At 66.1% G+C, this 16,784-nt stretch carries 15 protein-coding genes and 2 tRNA genes; 5 read left to right on the forward strand and 12 right to left on the reverse strand.

All coding sequences use genetic code 11. The features are described 5' to 3' along the window. Positions 1–48 precede the first annotated feature (48 nt). From PD653B2_RS01635 to PD653B2_RS01665, 7 genes are all read right to left on the reverse strand, one after another. Positions 49–948, reverse strand: a complete 900-nt coding sequence (locus tag PD653B2_RS01635) for a type II secretion system F family protein (protein WP_085870568.1) — start codon at positions 946–948, stop codon at positions 49–51. Then, on the reverse strand, positions 945–1,838 hold the full coding sequence (locus tag PD653B2_RS01640) for a type II secretion system F family protein (protein ID WP_133058908.1): 894 nt from the start codon (positions 1,836–1,838) through the stop codon (positions 945–947). The genes PD653B2_RS01635 and PD653B2_RS01640 overlap by 4 nt, the downstream gene beginning before the upstream one ends. A gap of 7 nt (positions 1,839–1,845) precedes the next feature. Next, positions 1,846–3,165, reverse strand: a complete 1,320-nt coding sequence (locus PD653B2_RS01645) for a CpaF family protein (protein ID WP_085870570.1) — start codon at positions 3,163–3,165, stop codon at positions 1,846–1,848. Next, a complete protein-coding gene (locus tag PD653B2_RS01650; RefSeq protein WP_085870571.1) occupies positions 3,162–3,935 on the reverse strand; it encodes a hypothetical protein in 774 nt (257 codons plus the stop codon). Before PD653B2_RS01650 ends, PD653B2_RS01645 begins: the two co-directional genes overlap by 4 nt. 4 nt (positions 3,936–3,939) lie before the next feature. Further along, positions 3,940–4,542: an SAF domain-containing protein gene (locus PD653B2_RS01655; RefSeq protein WP_085870572.1), complete on the reverse strand. Its 603-nt coding sequence runs from the start codon at positions 4,540–4,542 to the stop codon at positions 3,940–3,942. A 161-nt stretch (positions 4,543–4,703) separates the two neighbouring features. Further along, positions 4,704–5,657 carry a hypothetical protein gene (locus PD653B2_RS24570; RefSeq protein ID WP_133058907.1) on the reverse strand — a complete coding sequence of 318 codons (954 nt, stop codon included), beginning with the start codon at positions 5,655–5,657 and terminating at the stop codon, positions 4,704–4,706. Next, positions 5,639–6,271 carry a hypothetical protein gene (locus PD653B2_RS01665; protein ID WP_085870574.1) on the reverse strand — a complete coding sequence of 211 codons (633 nt, stop codon included), beginning with the start codon at positions 6,269–6,271 and terminating at the stop codon, positions 5,639–5,641. Before PD653B2_RS01665 ends, PD653B2_RS24570 begins: the two co-directional genes overlap by 19 nt. Before the next feature lie 642 nt (positions 6,272–6,913). Here PD653B2_RS01665 and PD653B2_RS01670 point away from each other — a divergent pair. The 5 genes from PD653B2_RS01670 to PD653B2_RS01685 all read left to right on the forward strand — a co-directional run bounded on the left by PD653B2_RS01670 (position 6,914) and on the right by PD653B2_RS01685 (position 12,369). Then, positions 6,914–7,228, forward strand: coding sequence for an ArsR/SmtB family transcription factor (locus PD653B2_RS01670; protein WP_165763295.1), 315 nt, complete (start codon positions 6,914–6,916; stop codon positions 7,226–7,228). A 236-nt stretch (positions 7,229–7,464) separates the two neighbouring features. Then, entirely contained in the window at positions 7,465–7,680 is a 216-nt protein-coding gene (locus PD653B2_RS24360) for a hypothetical protein (RefSeq protein ID WP_123061211.1), read from the forward strand. Position 7,681: 1 nt separating this feature from the next. Continuing rightward, positions 7,682–7,885, forward strand: coding sequence for a helix-turn-helix domain-containing protein (locus PD653B2_RS24365; RefSeq protein ID WP_207559280.1), 204 nt, complete (start codon positions 7,682–7,684; stop codon positions 7,883–7,885). 562 nt (positions 7,886–8,447) lie between these two features. Further along, positions 8,448–10,526 (forward strand): ATP-dependent nuclease, encoded by a 2,079-nt coding sequence (locus tag PD653B2_RS01680; RefSeq protein ID WP_165763296.1) that lies wholly within the window; start codon positions 8,448–8,450, stop codon positions 10,524–10,526. A gap of 1 nt (position 10,527) precedes the next feature. After that, positions 10,528–12,369 carry an ATP-dependent helicase gene (locus tag PD653B2_RS01685; RefSeq protein WP_085870578.1) on the forward strand — a complete coding sequence of 614 codons (1,842 nt, stop codon included), beginning with the start codon at positions 10,528–10,530 and terminating at the stop codon, positions 12,367–12,369. A gap of 143 nt (positions 12,370–12,512) precedes the next feature. On the opposite strand, the gene PD653B2_RS01690 is transcribed toward PD653B2_RS01685, so the two are convergent. The 5 genes from PD653B2_RS01690 to PD653B2_RS01705 all read right to left on the reverse strand — a co-directional run bounded on the left by PD653B2_RS01690 (position 12,513) and on the right by PD653B2_RS01705 (position 16,696). After that, complete coding sequence (locus PD653B2_RS01690) at positions 12,513–13,964, reverse strand: argonaute/piwi family protein (protein ID WP_085870579.1); 1,452 nt, start codon at positions 13,962–13,964, stop codon at positions 12,513–12,515. Then, positions 13,961–15,346, reverse strand: a complete 1,386-nt coding sequence (locus PD653B2_RS01695) for a DUF4365 domain-containing protein (protein WP_085870580.1) — start codon at positions 15,344–15,346, stop codon at positions 13,961–13,963. The genes PD653B2_RS01690 and PD653B2_RS01695 overlap by 4 nt, the downstream gene beginning before the upstream one ends. A 963-nt stretch (positions 15,347–16,309) precedes the next feature. Continuing rightward, positions 16,310–16,382 (reverse strand) — tRNA-Ala (locus tag PD653B2_RS01700). Between the two features lie 77 nt (positions 16,383–16,459). Further along, the gene (locus PD653B2_RS25525; RefSeq protein ID WP_242665085.1) at positions 16,460–16,585 is read right to left on the reverse strand and encodes a DLW-39 family protein; all 126 of its coding nucleotides are present in this window, start codon (positions 16,583–16,585) and stop codon (positions 16,460–16,462) included. Positions 16,586–16,619: 34 nt separating this feature from the next. Beyond that, positions 16,620–16,696: transfer RNA gene (locus tag PD653B2_RS01705), tRNA-Ile, on the reverse strand. Positions 16,697–16,784 lie beyond the last annotated feature (88 nt).

Consider the following 16,784-nt stretch of genomic DNA (forward strand, 5'->3'; position numbering starts at 1 on the left):
TGGCGCGGTTGGCGTCGGGCTGGTGATGTGACACGTGCCGTTCATCGCTCAGAACCCCATGACTGCGACCACGCCGGGGAAGCCAAGGAAGATCAAGAAGCCGAGGAACAGCACGATCTGTCCGAACTCCATGGTCTGGTTGGCCTTCTCTGCTCTTCCCTCGGCTTCGGCCAGCTGACGGCGCCGCGACGTGGCGGCGCGAGCGGTAAGCGACTGCCTGACCTTGGCGCCGTCGTCAGCGACCAGGTTCAACGCGCCGCCGAGGTCGACGAGCTCCTGCATCCCGGTCCGCTCGCCCAGATCGGCGAGCGCTGCCCACGGGGTCTCGCCGACCAGACGGGCCCGCTCGATGGTGGAGCGGATCAGCTCGAAGGCCCAGCCCTGCCCGATCCGGGCGGCCGTGGGGAGGGCCTCGGGGATACCTCGGCCGCCCGCCAGGCTCATCGAGACCAGGTCGAGATAGGTGGCCAGGGCGCGACGGAACTCGGTGCGGCGCCGCTCAGCGGCCTGGGTAACTGACAGGTCGGGAACCCAGAAGAAGATCCCTCCCATGACCAGCCCGGCGGCCAGGGGGACCGTCAGCGGTGGAGTGATGCCCGCCGCCATCACGGCGAGTGTTGCGATGCTCGGGGCGATCAGTCCCAGCAGCCCGAAGGTCAGCTTCTTCACCAGGTGGGCCTCGAGGGTGTAGTCGGTGATCTCCAGGTCGGCGCGCAACTTGTTTAGGGTGATACCGCGTTGGGCGAGTTGGGTGGCCATCCATCGGCCGAGCCGTGCCTGGGTGCTGACCTCACCGGCATCAGGGGCCGCGGCAACGGCGACCCGGGTCCGCTGCCGCTCCCACCGGCTGACCACCGAGGACAGCGCGGGCCGGGGTGGCACGAGCGCGAAGATCAGTAGGCACACCGCAGCGCCGAGGCTGCAACCCAACAGGAGTCCAAGACTCATCGACTGGTACCTCCCGTCGCCGAGACCGCGGCATCGACCTGGTCGACGCCGACGAGGAACCGCTCGGGTGGGGTGATGTTCGCCGCTGCCCTGATCCACATCAGTCCGGCTCCCAGCGTGCACAGCACGATCGCGAGCATCATCTGGCCCAACGGCGAGTTGTAGGGCGCGACGTACTCGCGTGAGAACAGTGTCAGCGTCCCGCCGAGGCACGCGGTGAAGACGACAATGATCGTGGCCGTGCGCCGCAGTACCTTGCGCTTCTCTTCCATGCGCCGCGCGCTGTCGATCTCCTCGCGCGCGGAGTCGGCAAGCGCCGTAAGCGTGGCGACCAGGCCAGGCCCCCGGAGCTTGGAGTTCAAGATCAGTGCAGCCACGACCTTGTCGGCCGCCGCGTCGGAGAACTCATCAGCGAACCCGGCCAGTGCGGCGGGAAGGAGGTTGCGGGAGCGGATCTGGCTCATCAGGCGCTGGAGGGGCGGCTGGATGACACTTGGGGCGGCATGGATCGAGTGACCGATCGCCTCCTCGAGCCCGATCGACCCGGCGATAGAGTCGCGCAGAGACTCGGTCCACACCGCGAGCCCTTCGAGTCGCTCGATGTGCGAGGCGGCGTCCCGAGCGCCACCAAACATGGTGGGCCACAGGTAGATCACGGCGATGCTCGCACCCGCAGCAACGGGCCAGCGGGTCAGGACAGCGACCACCAACCCCACCGCCAGGGCGATCCCGAGCCGCCGGCGTGCCTGCGGCCCGAACAGTATCTCTGCGTGCCCAGTACGGCTGAGCCGTCGCGTCGGTCGCCACCCCCACAGAGCCGCGACCAGCAGCAGCAGGCTGCCACCCAGCGCCAGGCCGAGAAGGAGTCCGGTGAACATGGTCAGGGACATGGCCAGATCACCAGCGTCCTGCTCCGGGCTGCACCCAGCCGGCCGCCGCCAGCTCATCTATGCGACCTGGGACGGTGCCCGTCCAGACCGCGGAGTGGCCCTTTGCGGGCGCGGCGAAAATCTCCGAGGACAACACCGACTTTTCGAAACCGTTGACCTCCAGGATGGAGTCCAGCCTCCGGTCGCCGGTGTGTGGGTCGCGGGAGATGAACACGACGAAGTCCAGGCCGCCCGCGATCAGCTGATAGCTGGCCTCGTGCGGCAGCCGCTCCTCGGATTGGATGGCGTAGGTGGCGATCCTGTTGAACACGTCACGGGCCGATCGGGCGTGGATCGTGGACAACGAGCCGTCGTTGCCTTGGCCCATGGCGTTGAGCATGTCGATGACTTCCGGGCCGAGGACCTCCCCGACGATGACGCGGTCGGGGTTCTGCCGCAGTGTGCGCTGCACTAGGCGAGCCATCGGGACCGCCCCATGCCCCTCGCTGTTGGCCACCTTGGCCTCGAACTCCACGCAGTTCGGGTGGCGGTCGATGTCCTTGCGCAGCCCGAGCTCCAAGGCCTTCTCGATGGTGATGATGCGCTCCTCAGCCGGGATCTCGCCGGCCATGGCCCGCAGCAACGTCGTCTTCCCGGCGTCGGTGGCCCCAGCGATCATCACGTTGGCTCGGGATTTGACGATGGCTGTCAAGAATGCGGCCGCCTCCTCGGTGACCGAGCCCAGGCCGACCAGGTCGGCCAGCGCGACCTTCTCGAACCTGTGCCGTCTGATCGAGATTGATGGTCGGACAGAGACACCCATCACCGCCGAGAGGCGGGAGCCATCAGGTAACTGTAGGTCAAGCTCAGGGTTCGCTGAGTCCCACGGCCGGGAGTTCAACCCCGCGTAAGATGCCAGGGTCTGGACGAGCTCGATGAGCTCCTCGTCGGTGCTGGCGACCGGCTCGAACGGCTCGGGATGGGCTGAGCCGGCCCGGGTGATCCACACCTCGTCACACCCGTTGATGTCGATGTTCTCGATCGACTCGTCGTTGAGCAGCACCTGGAGCCGCCCGGCGCCGAACATCCGCGCGTGAACGCCCTCGGCGAGAGCGAACTCGGTTTCGTCGCCCAGAGTGGGCTTGCCGCGGGCGAGTAGTTGCTCAGCATGTCCACGGATAACGTCGGCGATGATCTTCCTCGCGAATTGCTGCTCGGCCATGCCGCTCAGCTCCGCCACCCTTTCCCCTCGCCGCTGGGCCGCCTCGCGCCGCTCCTTCTCGATGTGTAGGAGTTCCCCGGTTCGCCGATGGATGTGCTTGACCAGATCCTGGTCCACCTCGCTCATGCCGACACACCTTCCTCGACCGGGACCATCTCGCCAGCCATTGCCTTCGCGGCCCTCAGCAGCAGCGTGCGGCCCAGCCGACCAGAGGCTCGCTCGCCCTGCTCGAGCCGAGCCAGTGCCCGGGGGTCGTGGGGCATCGATCGGGTGGCCAGGGTCGGGAGTCCCGCCTTTCCCAGCAGCTCGTCGAGATCAGCCCGGTCGCGTGCCGCGCGGGCATCGGGGCCAACCAACACCGGCATCACGCTCTCCGCACCATGCTGCGCCAAGGCACCCATCAGGTCCTGGAGCCCATCGGTCAGGTGCATAACCGACTCCAACGAGGTCGAGAGCACCGGCAACAAGTACGTGCTCGCCTGCGCTAGCGGGAGATGCGCACTCGCACGGTCCAGCCGACCCAGGTCGGCGATCACGTCGACCTCGGCCGCCGTGCACGCGGCAGCGATCGAGCTCCACAGACCGCTCAGCCCTCGGGCCTGGGCTGAAGAGGACACTCCCGGTACGAGGCTGGCCCCGCAGCCGAGCAGCTCGGCCTCCTCGAGGATAGGGTGCCCGTCTGGGACACCGCCCCGAACAGCGGCGGCCAGTCGCAGCAAGCCCTTGGCCGCCGGGATCGGCCCCCCGGGGGCCGCCCGACACCGGTAAGCCAGGTCACCACCGGCCAGGTCGGCCTCGAGCAGCACCACAGGCCGCGGCCACACCGCAGCCAGTGCCAGGGCCGTCGACGTCACCCCCGGCGACCCCTTCATCGAGCAAAGGCCGATCACCGTCACCGGATCACTCCCCCGCCTTCTGGGCGCCGGGCGGTGCGGTCTCCACGATGGCGATGCGGTTCTGGGTCGAGTAGGCCGAGATCCGCCCCGAATCGGAGGCATCCACGATCAACGTCACGAGCACCTGCCCGCCGGACGCGGCTGCACCCTCGACGCTATAGACCTCCGCACCCTTAGCCAGGACCTCTGGGGTATCGAGTGCGGTCGGGTCGTTCTGGGCGGTGTCAGTGGCAGGGACTGCGATCACGTCAACGACGTCTCCCGGATCCAAACCAGCACCGGGCACGCGGGCCGGGTCGAGTGCGAGGCCGACAGTGGACTGTCCAGCGCCGGGGACCGGTGAGGCGGTGACCATGCCGGCGGTCAGGATCTGTCCATCGACCAGGTCGACCACCGCGGTCTTGCCGACCAGGGTGTCGATCTGCGCGACTGGAATCGCCCCATTCACCCCCGCGACTGAGGTGGACACCAGGTCCTCTCGGGCAATTACATGCCCCTTGGCGATCGGCTCACCGACAGCGAGAACTGACTCCCGCTGCCCGACGTGCAGGCCCCACGCCGCGACCGCGAGCCCGGCTCCAATCACCAGCAGCGCGGCAAGCGTCACCAGGCCCCAGGAACGGTGGCGCTGCCTACCGGGCGGGCCAGTGGCAGCCCGCCGGCTGCCGGACAAGAGACCTTCGACTGGTACGCGCAGGCTCCGCGCTGGCTGGCCCTTGGTAGTGCTGTCTCTTGCCATCGCGTTGCTCACCGGTCTCTTGCCCTTCCTCAGTCGATGACGACCGACTGACGCTCACCAACGCGGGTCGCGGTCGGGTCGCTGACGAACCCTGGAACCTCGCCGAGCGTGCCGCCGCCGTCGATGCAGACCCCCGAGCAGGTCCAGTCGGCCTTGTAGGTGATCTGGGCGGTCACCGGGAACTCTCCCTCGGGCTGGAAGTCCGACACCTTCTGGAAGGCGTAGGAACAGTCCGTGGTCTCGCTCGAGCTCATGCCATTCACCCAAGCCCGCCCGGCGGAGGTGCACTTCTTGGTGCCGTCAGTCAGATCCCACGTGACTCGAACCGGCCTGGCGACCACCGTGACGGTCGTGTTGCCGACCGTGGCACTGCCGGTCACGTTGCTCCACTGGTCGGCGTTCATCCACAGCCAGGTCTCCAACCCGACATAGGTCATCAACGGCGGCTGGGGAGCCATGTGTACCGTTGGCTTCGCCAGCGGCATCGACTCAACGATGGACTCCGCTATCTGTCCCGGGTCAGGAGGAGCCTCGCCGCCGGGAACGAACCAAGTGTTATCCGGGATCGACATCGTGTAGTCACAGCTGTAGACGCTGCCCTCGCTCGGGTCGTGACCCTCCCACATCGGATCACCGGCTGGCGGCTGGGGGACGATCGCGAACGAGTAGCACTGGTGCGACGGGTCCCATGTTCCGCCATAGCCATCAGTGCACGGCACCTCGGCCCCACTCGCGTCGTGGCAACCCGTAGAGCCAGGGCTGCCGCCCTCGTCACCGGGGTCGCCACCGCCCGGATCGCCCGGATCTCCGGGGATCGAGACTGGGATGCAGACCCATCCGGCGCCGGCCTGAGTGGGTACAGTCCCGGGCGGGCAGGCGGGCGGGTCATCGTCGCCGGCGGTGGCGGCCGGGACATACAACAGTGAGGAAACCAGCGCTGCCAGCGCCCCGCCCAGCGCCCGAGTCAGGAGTTGGGATCGCATGGTTTGTCCTTCTTGCCTCCGGCGCCGGGGGTGTCGATGAGTGCGTAGATGAGCCAGTCGTATCCCTCGGGCTTGCTCAGGCTGATCTCACGGAGCACAGGAACCTGCCGCGAGGCGATGGGCTTCGTCGGCTTGTCGTGCTGAGTCGTCTTTACTTCTCTCCAGTCGACGCACTGCCGGATCGTCACTGAGCCGCCCGTGTCGCTGATCTTCGTGGCTCTCGACCAGTAGACCTTCGGGGTGCCGGTGATCTTGACCTCGTACTGCTCGTACGTCTTGAGCTCGTCGAATCGGACTCGCCATGCCGGACTTGGGAAGTAGTCACGGAAGAGCTGCTGTGCTGCCTTGGTCGCCTCCCCCTTCGCGTAGATCGGCTCGGAGCGGGATTCGTAGGACTCGAAGCGCTGGAGAGCGGCGTCGTACGCCTTGAGCTGCTCCGGAGTGAACCTGGCCCGCCATGCGTCAGGGTCTGCGGTCGGTGTCGGAGACGCCGTTGGCACACTGCTCGTCGGAGCGCTCGGGGTGGGCTTAGTCTTCGGCTCGTCGTCTCCCGCGCAGCCGGCAAGGGTCCCGGCGAGGGTGAGGGCGATCGCGGCAACGACGGTGCGTTTCACGGGGGTCCTTCCTGAGCCCGAGGTGCCCGGTCGACGAGCCTTGGGCACCAACATGAGCGAACGTGGTCGACAGGTGGCGCCCGTGTTCGCCTCCCTGTGCATTGGGTTCAAGTCGAAGTCCCCTTCCTCTATTGGCGCGCTACCTGGTGAGAGCAACTGGTCACGGGCGGGATCGGACACCTCAGAGCCAGAAGTTCCGGAGGAATCTCTTGGCGGCTGGGCTGTCGAACTCGCGGTGGCGCCGGAGCCGGGGCGTGGGCAAGCGGTAGCCAGCGTCGACGAACTGATCGGAAGCTTCAGTCGAAACGGTCGGTTGCGCGCCTTAGGCGTCGATGAAGTGCTGACATCCATCGGGGTGAGGCGCGTGGCGGCGGCCGCACTCTCCCGCCCGAGAAGCTTAGTGCCCCTTGGGTACAGGTCTTGGTGTTTCCGAGCCATGCCGCGCCTGTGTCTTTCCGAAACTCCGGCCTCGCGGACGCCGGGAGAGGGTCATTGTCGAACGCGTTGTCAGCAAGGGAAAGGCGCCCTAACGGGGGGTTAACGCCCTTTGTGTGCTAAGCACACTAGCACGAAGGGGGCCGACAAGTCTGGCACTATGCATCCGTGCCGCGCCTCTCGTCCCCCGCCTCGATGCCCCCTGACGTGGCCGCGATCATCGACACGCTCGGCAACAAGGCCCGCATCGAGATCCTCCACCAGCTTGCCGCGCGCGCCATGACCGCAGCTGAACTGGCTGACCTCGTCGACGCCGAACGAAGCTGGGTGTCACGCCACCTCACCGTCCTCGAGGACCTCGACTTAGTCACCGCCGATCGCCCTCGAGGGACGCGTGCCCGCCTGCCCGTTGTATGGCAGGCCAACCGAGAAGCCGTCACCGAAGCAACGATGCGATGGCTTGCCTACGCCACCGGGCGCAGCGCTGGCACCCTGATCAATCCTGCCGCCGACTCCGAGTGACGGCAGCTGAAGCCGGGATCCCGGAGATACTTCGGGTGGGACCACGCGCGTCGTCCACCGCAGCCGCCACCGGCATGGTTGCTACATCGCTGCGGGAGCCGGCCTAGTAGGCCCGTCGGGTGCGCTCCTTGACCTCGGCCAGGCGCCAAATAGCGCGGTCACGCGATGTCCGATCTGTCGCGAGGCCGGTTGCTTGTCCTGCGTGGAAGGACGAAGCCACGAAGGGACCTCTGACCATGACCATCATACCGAACATCGTCCCGGAGGATTGGGACGACAACGGCATCCTCCTCTTCGAGGAGTTCTGCGCCTTCATCCGTACTCCGCAGCGCACAGTCCGATCATGGCGGCAGGATGGACGCAGTGTCCCGCGCTGGTATCGCTTCAACGGAAACGGCCGACTCTACACGACCGTCGGAGACCTGCGCCGGTTCCTGGAGCGAGGTCAGTGACATGACCACCGCGAACCGCACCGGTCTCACACACCCCGACGAAAGCCCTTGGATGACCCTACAGCAGGCCGCGGTCTACATTGCGACATCGGTCAAGACCGTGCGACGGCTCATCGCCGCCGGAGACCTACCGGCGTTCGTTTGTGGTAAGCGCGGCCTCCGAGTCAGGAGGGCCGACCTCGACGAGTTGATGCGCCCTGTCTGAGGTGAACCACGCCGAATGTCGGCTTGCTAAGTCCGCGACCGCGACCCGTACTTTCAACATACCGCCCGCCTCCTTTGTGGTACGGGTTCATCTTTTCCCTAAGAACTCTGCGGCACCGCGATCACCACGGCGCCGGCTTCTCTAGGGGACCAACGCTCGTCGGCAGTTGGGCGTTGAGAAGGTGGTCTGCGAAGCCCTCGATGTATCCGGTGACGCTGGCTGGGTCGGCGCCGCCCCGTTGCCCCAAACGTCGCTGCGCGACCTTCATGAGGTCCGGCGCGCTCTCGGAGGCAACCTCGCCCACGCACTGCCAGCCCGGTCCCGGCCCGGGCGCAGGCCCGAAGACCGGCTCGTCAGCACGCGGCCAGACCTATGCGTGGAACGTCATGGCTTGATTGTCTCAGGCCTTCGACGGGACGGAACCACCACGCAGCCCGGGCCACACCGGTCACCGATGACAGAGGCCGCAACTGATCAACGAACCACGCATCCGCCCTCGCCGGAGTTGGCTAGAGTCCGAGCGGACGTGTGCAAAGCGGTCGGGGATGGATGGGGAACTCACGTGGCGCTTCACATCAGCCGGCTTCGGATCTCGAACTTTCGCAACTTCGCTGAGTGCGAGATTGCCCCGTTTCCCGCGCCGGCAGTCATCGTGGGCGAGAACGGTATCGGCAAGAGCAACATGCTGCACGCGCTCCGGCTCGTTCTGGATCCGGACCTGCCCGACTCGGCACGCCAGCTGAGGGCCGAGGACATCCATGAGGGGGCTACAGGGCCGTTCGGGCATGGCTTGGCGGGCGGCGCCGAAGTCGTCGTCGAGGTCGACTTCGAGGGATTCGACGACGAGGCGGACGCCCTCGCGATCTTGTCTGATGCGCTGACCAAGGTGACGCGGCCGCGTCGTGCCCGGCTCGTGTACCGGTTCGCGCCGAGGGCACCGCTCAACATCGATGAGCCACCCGAACCCGGGGACGATCGCGTCGCGTACACGCCGTTGGACTACGACTTCCAGCTGACCCAGGGCACCGACGACGACGCCGACGGTTCACGGGTGCGGCGCTACATCAGCCTGCGCGTCCTGCCAGCCCTTCGCGACGCCGAGAGTGACCTTGCCCGATGGAACCGGAGCCCCCTGCGGACGCTGCTCGAGGAGATGCCCCTCGACCGGACCAAGCTAGAGGCGATTGCCGGCGACATCGATGCCGCCGCCGACCGACTGGCTCACGAACCAGAGGTCGACCGCCTCCAGAAGGACCTGGCGGCCAGGCTAAAGCGACTCGTCGGACCACAGCTTCCCGTCGACCCCCATGTAGGAATCGCCTCCAAGGATCCCGATTCCCTGCTGCGGGGTCTGCGCCTATTTGTGGACTCCTCTCGTACCAGGACCGTGGCCGACACAAGTCTCGGAGCGGCGAATGTTCTCTATCTTGGGATGCTCATGGAGGCCCTGGCGGTGCGGCGCGCCGCCAGCGCTTTCGTGACGACAATCCTGGGGGTCGAGGAGCCCGAGGCCCATCTGCATGTTGCGGTCCAGCGCCGCCTGTTCCGACACCTCCTGGCCACCGAGCCGGCGATGCTGCTGACCACACACAGCCCTCACATCGCCGCTGTCGCGCCCCTGGAGTCCTTGCTGCTGCTGCGGGCGAGCACCTCAGGCACGATCGCAAACACCACCCTCGACGCGGGGCTGACTGACGGAGAGTCCCAGGACATCAGCCGCTATCTCGACGTCACTCGCGCAGAACTGCTGTTCGCGCGCTTCGTCATCCTGGTTGAGGGAGCGGCGGAAACCTACGTCGTTCCTGCCATCGCAAGGGCCGCCGGGTTCGATCTCGACGAGTACGGCGTCGTCGTCGTCAACGTCGCCGGCACCGACTTCGCGCCCTACGTCCAATTGCTCGGAACCCACGGCCTCCAGGTGCCCCACGTGGTCATCACCGACGGCGATCCCCTCCGTGGCTCTAAGAGATCCGAGCAAGGCCTGCAACGAGCTGCCCAGCTCGTCGAGGACGATGACCTCCGCGAGCAACTCGAAGCCGACATCGAAGAGCTGAGGCGGCTCGAGCAAGAGGGCGAGAACAGGGAAGCACTCAGTCTCAGGCGCACCCTGCAGGACACCTGCGCCGCCGAGGACATCTTCGTCGGCGACAGCACGCTCGAGCTCGACCTGCTGTCCTTGCTGGGCGACGAGCTGGCCGTGGCCTACTCCGAGCTCGCGAGCGAGGGCCGAGCGGAGGGCATGGCTCGCGACATCCGCCTCATCCTCGACGCCGAGGGAACAGCAGACATGATAACGGCCCCCACGCAGGCTCTGGCCGATCGGGCGAGCGCAGAGAACTCAAGTCGCGCCACGCACCAGCACCGCCTGGACCGAGTCCTCGCACGCGTGGAGGCTCGCGGCAAGGGACGCATCGCGCAGCGCTGGGCGCATCACATCGAGGATGTGGATCTGCGGAAGTGGCTGGCAGCGCTGCTTGAGTGTCTGGGTCCGCAGGTCGACAGTGACATCACCGACGGCAGCACGGAGGTCGACGCCGAGCTGATCGCGTCGAGCGGACCAGCCCGCGCATACTTGCGCGCCTTGGACCGCGTGAGCAGAGCTGTCCGAGGCACCGCTCTCCTGCCGCCGACGGAGTCGTGACGTGGCCGTCTCCGTGAGAAGACCACGTGGCCTGCCGCGTCGCCTTGCCGAGGCGATCGAGGAACTCGACGCTGAGCAACGTTCGGCGCTGGCCGCACAGGGCAATCTGGTCATCACGGCGGGGCCAGGAAGCGGCAAGACCCGTACCGTAGTGGCCCGGGCCGGCTACCTCCTCTCGACCCAGATCCAGGCTCCGCGCGGGTTGGCGACCATCACCTACACCAATCAAGCCGCATCCGAGCTTCGCGAGGGACTCGCTCAGCTGGGGGTGGAAGCTACGCAGCGCCTGTTCGCCGGCACAATGCACTCGTTCTGTCTCGCTCACGTCCTGCCGTACGCAACGCTGGTCGGAACCAACCTTCCGCCGCTGGACCGCCTGATGACGAGACCACAGATCAGAGACCTCGAGCAGGAGTGCGCAGACGCGATCGGGGTCAACGTGTGGGATCTGCAAGAAGACTTCCCCGGGCTGCGACGACGAGTGGCTGCGGGCGAGGATGTCTCCAGCGAAGCGCCGGCCTACGTGCGCGCGGTCGAGCACTACGAGAGGCTGTGCGAACGTCGCGGCATCTGGGACTTCGAGGGAATCGTCCTGAGTTCGGTGCGGCTCCTAGAGGATCACCCGGAGATAGCTGAGGTCATCCAGGCGAAGTTTCCCGTCGTGATGGTCGACGAATACCAGGATCTAGGTGCCGGTCTGCATCGACTGGTCGAGCTGCTCCTGGCCTCGGGGGTCGAGATCACCGCAGTCGGAGACGTCGACCAGAGCATCTTCGGGTTCAGCGGCGGCGATCCGGTCTATCTCGAAGAGCTGTGTCACCGCGATGACTTCACGGTGCGCCGGCTCGTGACGAACTATCGCTGTGGGTCGGCCGTGGTCGCGGCAGCCGAACTCACCCTCGATCAGGCGCGGGGCTACAGCGCAGACCCGCGGCGCACCGATCCAGGCGTGCTTGAGTTCAGGGTGGTCGAGGGCACCCCGGCTGAACAGGCTCGCAACGTCGTTGCTGCGGTGCGCCAGTTTCTCGACGCTGGGCTTGCCGCTGAGGAGGTGGCCGTCCTCGTGCGGAACCGGAAGCCGTTGGCGCCCCTGACCGAGCGAGGGCTCCGCGCCGCGGGGATACCGGTGCAGCACGGCGGGCTGGCAACGGGACCCGCAACCGAGCTGGGGCGGTGGCTCGAGGCAGCCGCGCTCTATGCGGTGCGCATGTCGGACCAGTCTGTCGCGGACCTGCCGCCCCAGGTCGGCGCGAACCGCCTCCTGGATCGCCTGGAGTCGCTGCGCCGGGTCGCTGGCAACCCCAGGCCCAGCCAGCCCCGGCTCGCGCGAGTAGCTCAACTGCACGCCACGCTGCTGGGCGATACCTCGGCGCCAGACCTCACGGTGCGCGCCTGGTTGCGTCGGGTCGTGGAATCGCTGGACCTCGAGGAGCTTGCCCGGGACGTGGGTGACCCACGGTCGCACGATGAACTCAACGAGCTGCTCACGACCTCCGAACACGTTGCACTCGCCGACCTTGCCTCCGACTCCGCGGGAACTGGAAGGGTCGTGATCTCCACCTTCCACGGCGCAAAGGGGCGCACGTTCTCGGCCGTCGTGATTCCCGGGCTGAGCGAAGGGGTCATCCCGCCCTGGACGGGCCCGGTCAGGCGCCGCAGGCCGAAGACGGGTCGAGCTCTCCAGGAAGAGCGGCGTGGCTTCTACGTCGCCTTGACCCGCAGCCGCGGCAGCGTTCTGCTTCAGGTCTCGAGTACCGGCGTCGACCATCAGGGATACGACACCCGACGGGGCTATTCGAGCTTTGCTCGGCAGTTGGCTGATCGACTCGGCACGAACCTGTAGAACCCGGTCGGGCTCCGGACGCGTCCGGACGGCGCTACGGAATCGGAGCGGTCACTGTGACCACTCGCGAACGCCGGCGGGGTTGAGTCGCCGAGGGTCCCGGCCTCCTACGCCCGATCCCAGCACGTCTCAAACCTCTTGAATTACATGTAGTGGGCATAGCGTCCCGACACCGGCGCGTCGGATTCGTGGTGCCTGAGGATGATGCCGACGGTGCGCGCGGTGCGAAGCGTGATGGGGATCCGACCGTCAAGCCGGGTCTGGTTCCAGTTCATCTTCGTGAGTGCGAGGGTTTCGGCCGCCAGGGTCTCCGGGCTTGACTCCGCTTGGACGGTTCTGATCCCGAGTGGCTGAGGTACATAGTGCCCGGGGTAGGTCTTGTAGAACGGTACGGCGCCGGTTGTGTAGAGCAGGTGGCGTTTCTCGCCAATGCTGACGAAGGTGCCGCGCAGCGGTGGCTGCTGACCCTTTCGGTACAGGCGGAGTTGGTCGGAGCTCGTGAGCCACAACAGTTCCAGGACATCGAGGCGTTCGGTGTTCGCAGCCTGGTTGAACCCGGCCGTCTCGGCGGCGGTGTAGTTGCTGGCTTTGTGTAGGACGACCCGGGCGGGGGCGGTTCGGTGCTCGGTGCGGTAGCGCTGGAGTGCTGTTTCGAGCAGGTCGCGCGCGTCGTCCTCGGACAGGTGCGGTTGCCGGTCTTCCTTGGACACGGTGGCCGGGCCGCCGCGCACGATGACGCCGTCGCCGCGCTGGTTGTAGATCTGGGCGACAGAGGTGTGCAGGTTTGTGTCCGCGGTCTTGTGGAAGGCGATGCCGATGTAGCACGACGCTAGGTCGGAGGCTTCGCGTGGTAGGCGCCAGGGAACGCCGCCGTTCTTGTAGTACAAGGCCGTGTGGAGGTTCCATGCTCTGGTTGCCTCGTCCTGGTTCGCGCCGGCACGTCCGGTGTGCGGGTCCTTGAAGGTCGCGTCCCAGGTGTTGCGGCGGACGATCTGGATGGGCTGCTTGTACCGCAGTGACCGTGCCTTGAGTAGTGCGTGGAAGTCCGCGACGAAGACGTCGCGGCCATCCTTGGATGATCCGTCGACCTCGAGCACGTCTGGGCTCTTCGGTGCCTTCGACATTGCGGCGTCGTTCAGGTTGTCGGGACGGCACACGATGACGACGTCGCAGGACGGCTCGTCGTGAAGCGCGGCAAGTTCAGTGTCGTAGATGTCGACCGCGGCCGCGACCGCCTTCTTGGGGTGCAGTCCGTTCAGGGCATCGAGTTGCCGCTTGGGGATGGCTCGGGTGAGTCGCGGGGTGAAGTTGATGATGGATCGGAACCCGTGGGTGACGTCGAAGCCGGGGAACGGGACGTACAGACGGGTGAGGTGGGTGTCGGTCATGGCGCCGATTCCGAGCCGGCAGCGATCGAGCCAGGCCTGCAGTCCGTCGATTGATTCTTGGGGTCCGATGATGGCTGCCCTGACGATACGTGGCGTGGGGTCTTTGATGTCTGCGGGCCCGTAGTCCCAGATGCCGTGTCGCGGATCGATGTGCCGTCCGCCGCCGGCGAACTCGAGCAGTGGCTCCTCGATGAATGTGGCCCTCACCGCCCGGCCTCCTCGAGCTCGTCGAGGGCGTCGAGCAGGTCGTCGTCTTCGGCCACCGTGAATGGAGAGACCTCGTCCGTGGGCTCGACGCCTGTGTCGGCGTCGGGGGCGAGCCAATGCTTGTCGGTGATGCCGCGGTTGAGGTCGAATCGGATGGGCGCCCCGAAGTCCAGGATCCGGGGAGGCGGTTCGTAGAAGAGGTCTGGTGTCGTCTCCCCGATCAAGAGACTGACCCACATCAGCGTTTCGCTCAGGCGTGCCTGGTTCTTCTCGATGCGCTTCATCTTGGCCAAGTTCTTGTCTGCGAACTTGAACTCCACGTAGCCGTCATCGGTGAAGTAGTAGTCCGGAACGAGCTCGCAGAACCACTCGTCGTCGACTTGCAAGAAGTACGTCCGGAGGGCCGCGTGCCGGTAGAACTGTGGTCGTGTCGGGTCGTCGACCCGCTGGTAGTAACCCTTGAAGACGAGTCGCTGCTTGCCTGACATCGACGTAATGCGCCGCTCGGTCAGGTCGTCAGTCGCCCTGAAGTGCAGGAACTTCCGGTCGTTGTTCCAGCGAAGGTCGTCCTGTAGATCGTCCTTCAGTGCTGCGTTCAGCAGCCAGACCGCCAGGCGCTGCTCGTCCGCATCGCCACCAGCGAGCTCACCGAATGCCATAGCCGTAACCGGGCCGGTGACGACGTCCTGGAGCGATGTGCCCTCGGCCGGTGACCACATGTAGATGCGACCCTTCGTCAGGACGAAGTCTGATCTGTAGACCAGCCCGGAGTCTCGCTGCGAGTCATATACCGACTTCAGTCCTCTGTGCTTGGTCTTTGCGACGTACACGACGTCAGGCACCGCGACCGGCAAGAGGTTCGAGACAAGCCGCTCGTGCTTCTTCTCCGCCGCCGGCGTGTGCGCCACACCGTGGGGATCTGCGATAGCGAACAGCTTGCCGGTGAAGTCGCCCTCGAAGGCCTGGGTCGCCTTGTTGAAGTCGATGCGACGCGACGCCCTGTTGGCCGGCACCTCGAACCACGGCTGGACATGGGCCCACCATGCCTTCCGGTCCTTGGGGTGGGAGCAGATGAGGATGACTGGGGTGTCCTGTGACTTCATCCAATACTCGATGTCCTCCTCATCGCACAGATACCAGAATCCGTCGTCTGTCTCGCCCGAGAACTTGTCGTCCGAGGCCTTCGACTGCACCATCACGTGCTGGTTGGACATCAGGCCGGTCGAAGGGTCACGCAGTTCGATGCTGCCGTCGATACCGACATCCACGACGCGGTCATGCCACTCGTGCCCCATCTCGGAAATGAGCATGTGGATCAGACCGATGCCGGCATGACCCTTGTGCTGGCTTTCGGTGAACTTCTTCGGTCCGCTTCGCCCCATCGACCCTCATCTCGGACTGGTCCCTACACGCAGGTTAGGGACCAGCGCCGACACTTCGCGGCCAAGCGCGTCTTTCCACGCTCGCTCAGCGCACCGATTCACGTTCACCCCCGACCATTGGCGAGACCCGGGACTAGCCAGTCGACAGCCAGATGGCACCCGCCTCATTCCGAAATTGACTCACCGCGTTGATCTGGATATGCCGCTATCCGGCAGGTGCGACAGCGGTCGTGCGTGGCGAGGCGCCACGACCGCCGCGCCACGATCCCAATGGGTCGCTCGCCGGAGGTTGACGGCGCGTACGCCGTGCGGGCCTTCGCGCGCCGGGCGAAACCCTGAGCTGGGATGTGCCCAAATGGACACGCGCGCGCTACTGTGGTGATACACCCCCAGATGCTTCGGCTACTGGTTAGAAGGCCCCGCTTCGGCGGGATCTTCGGAATTTCGGGCCCACTTCGTAGGGCGACGCACTGGGCCGTGAGCGTCGGGGACCTCGTCGGGAAGCTGGCAAGCTGCAATATCCGCGACGGTGATCTGACTGTGCCACAGCGGTTGAGTTTGCTTCAACTCGTTGCTCGCGCGCTTCGGTTGCAGGGGCGAGAGTAGTCCCACCTGGCGAGCGCGACGTCGGACCCCTTCTCCTCGGTCTTCCTGACGGTGACCACGTGCGGCGACCCCGTCGGGCTCCCATCGACGGTATGTCACCGTCCGACGGATTCCCATGATGCGCCGTCGATCGGTACACGACCTTTCGCGGCCACGGACACGGCCAGCGCGGCCTCTCGAAGCACCTCGCTCGCCAGTTCGCTGTCTGATCTGGCACCACTCTGGCACCAGGGGCTCATTGACCGCCTGACGGCTGGCCGTCGGAGCCCGTCGGGCAAGGCCGTTCTCGCTCCACCCGTGAAACGACGTCAGGGGCCATCTCCGCGCTGCGGAGATGGCCCCTGAACTGGGAAAACGTGGAGACTAGGGGACTCGAACCCCTGACATCTGCCTTGCAAAGGCAGCGCTCTACCAGCTGAGCTAAGTCCCCTTGTTCAGTTAGCTGGCCCACCCTGCTTGCAAAGCAGGTGCGCTACCAATTGCGCCAAGGCCCCCGGTGGCGCTGCGTCAGGCGCGGTCCACGGTGTCCGTGGCCTCGGCCCAGAGCGCCTGCTCCTTCTTGCCTTCGTCGATCTTCTTCTTCGCGAAGACGGCGCCGCCGACGGCGATCAGGACGAGGAGGATCTTCTTCATGGTGGCTCCCAGATGACGGGGTGACGTGCCGGGATGGTGGGCCTAAGAGGACTTGAACCTCTGACCTCTTCCTTATCAGGGAAGCGCTCTAACCGTCTGAGCTATAGGCCCGGAACTGAGCCGGGAGACCGACCAGTGCCAGAAGGCCGCCCGAGGGCGACCGAGGGGAGACATTACCCCACCCCGGAACGGCCCGACA

This window comes from Nocardioides sp. PD653-B2, assembly GCF_002117935.1.
Classification (GTDB): domain Bacteria; phylum Actinomycetota; class Actinomycetes; order Propionibacteriales; family Nocardioidaceae; genus Nocardioides.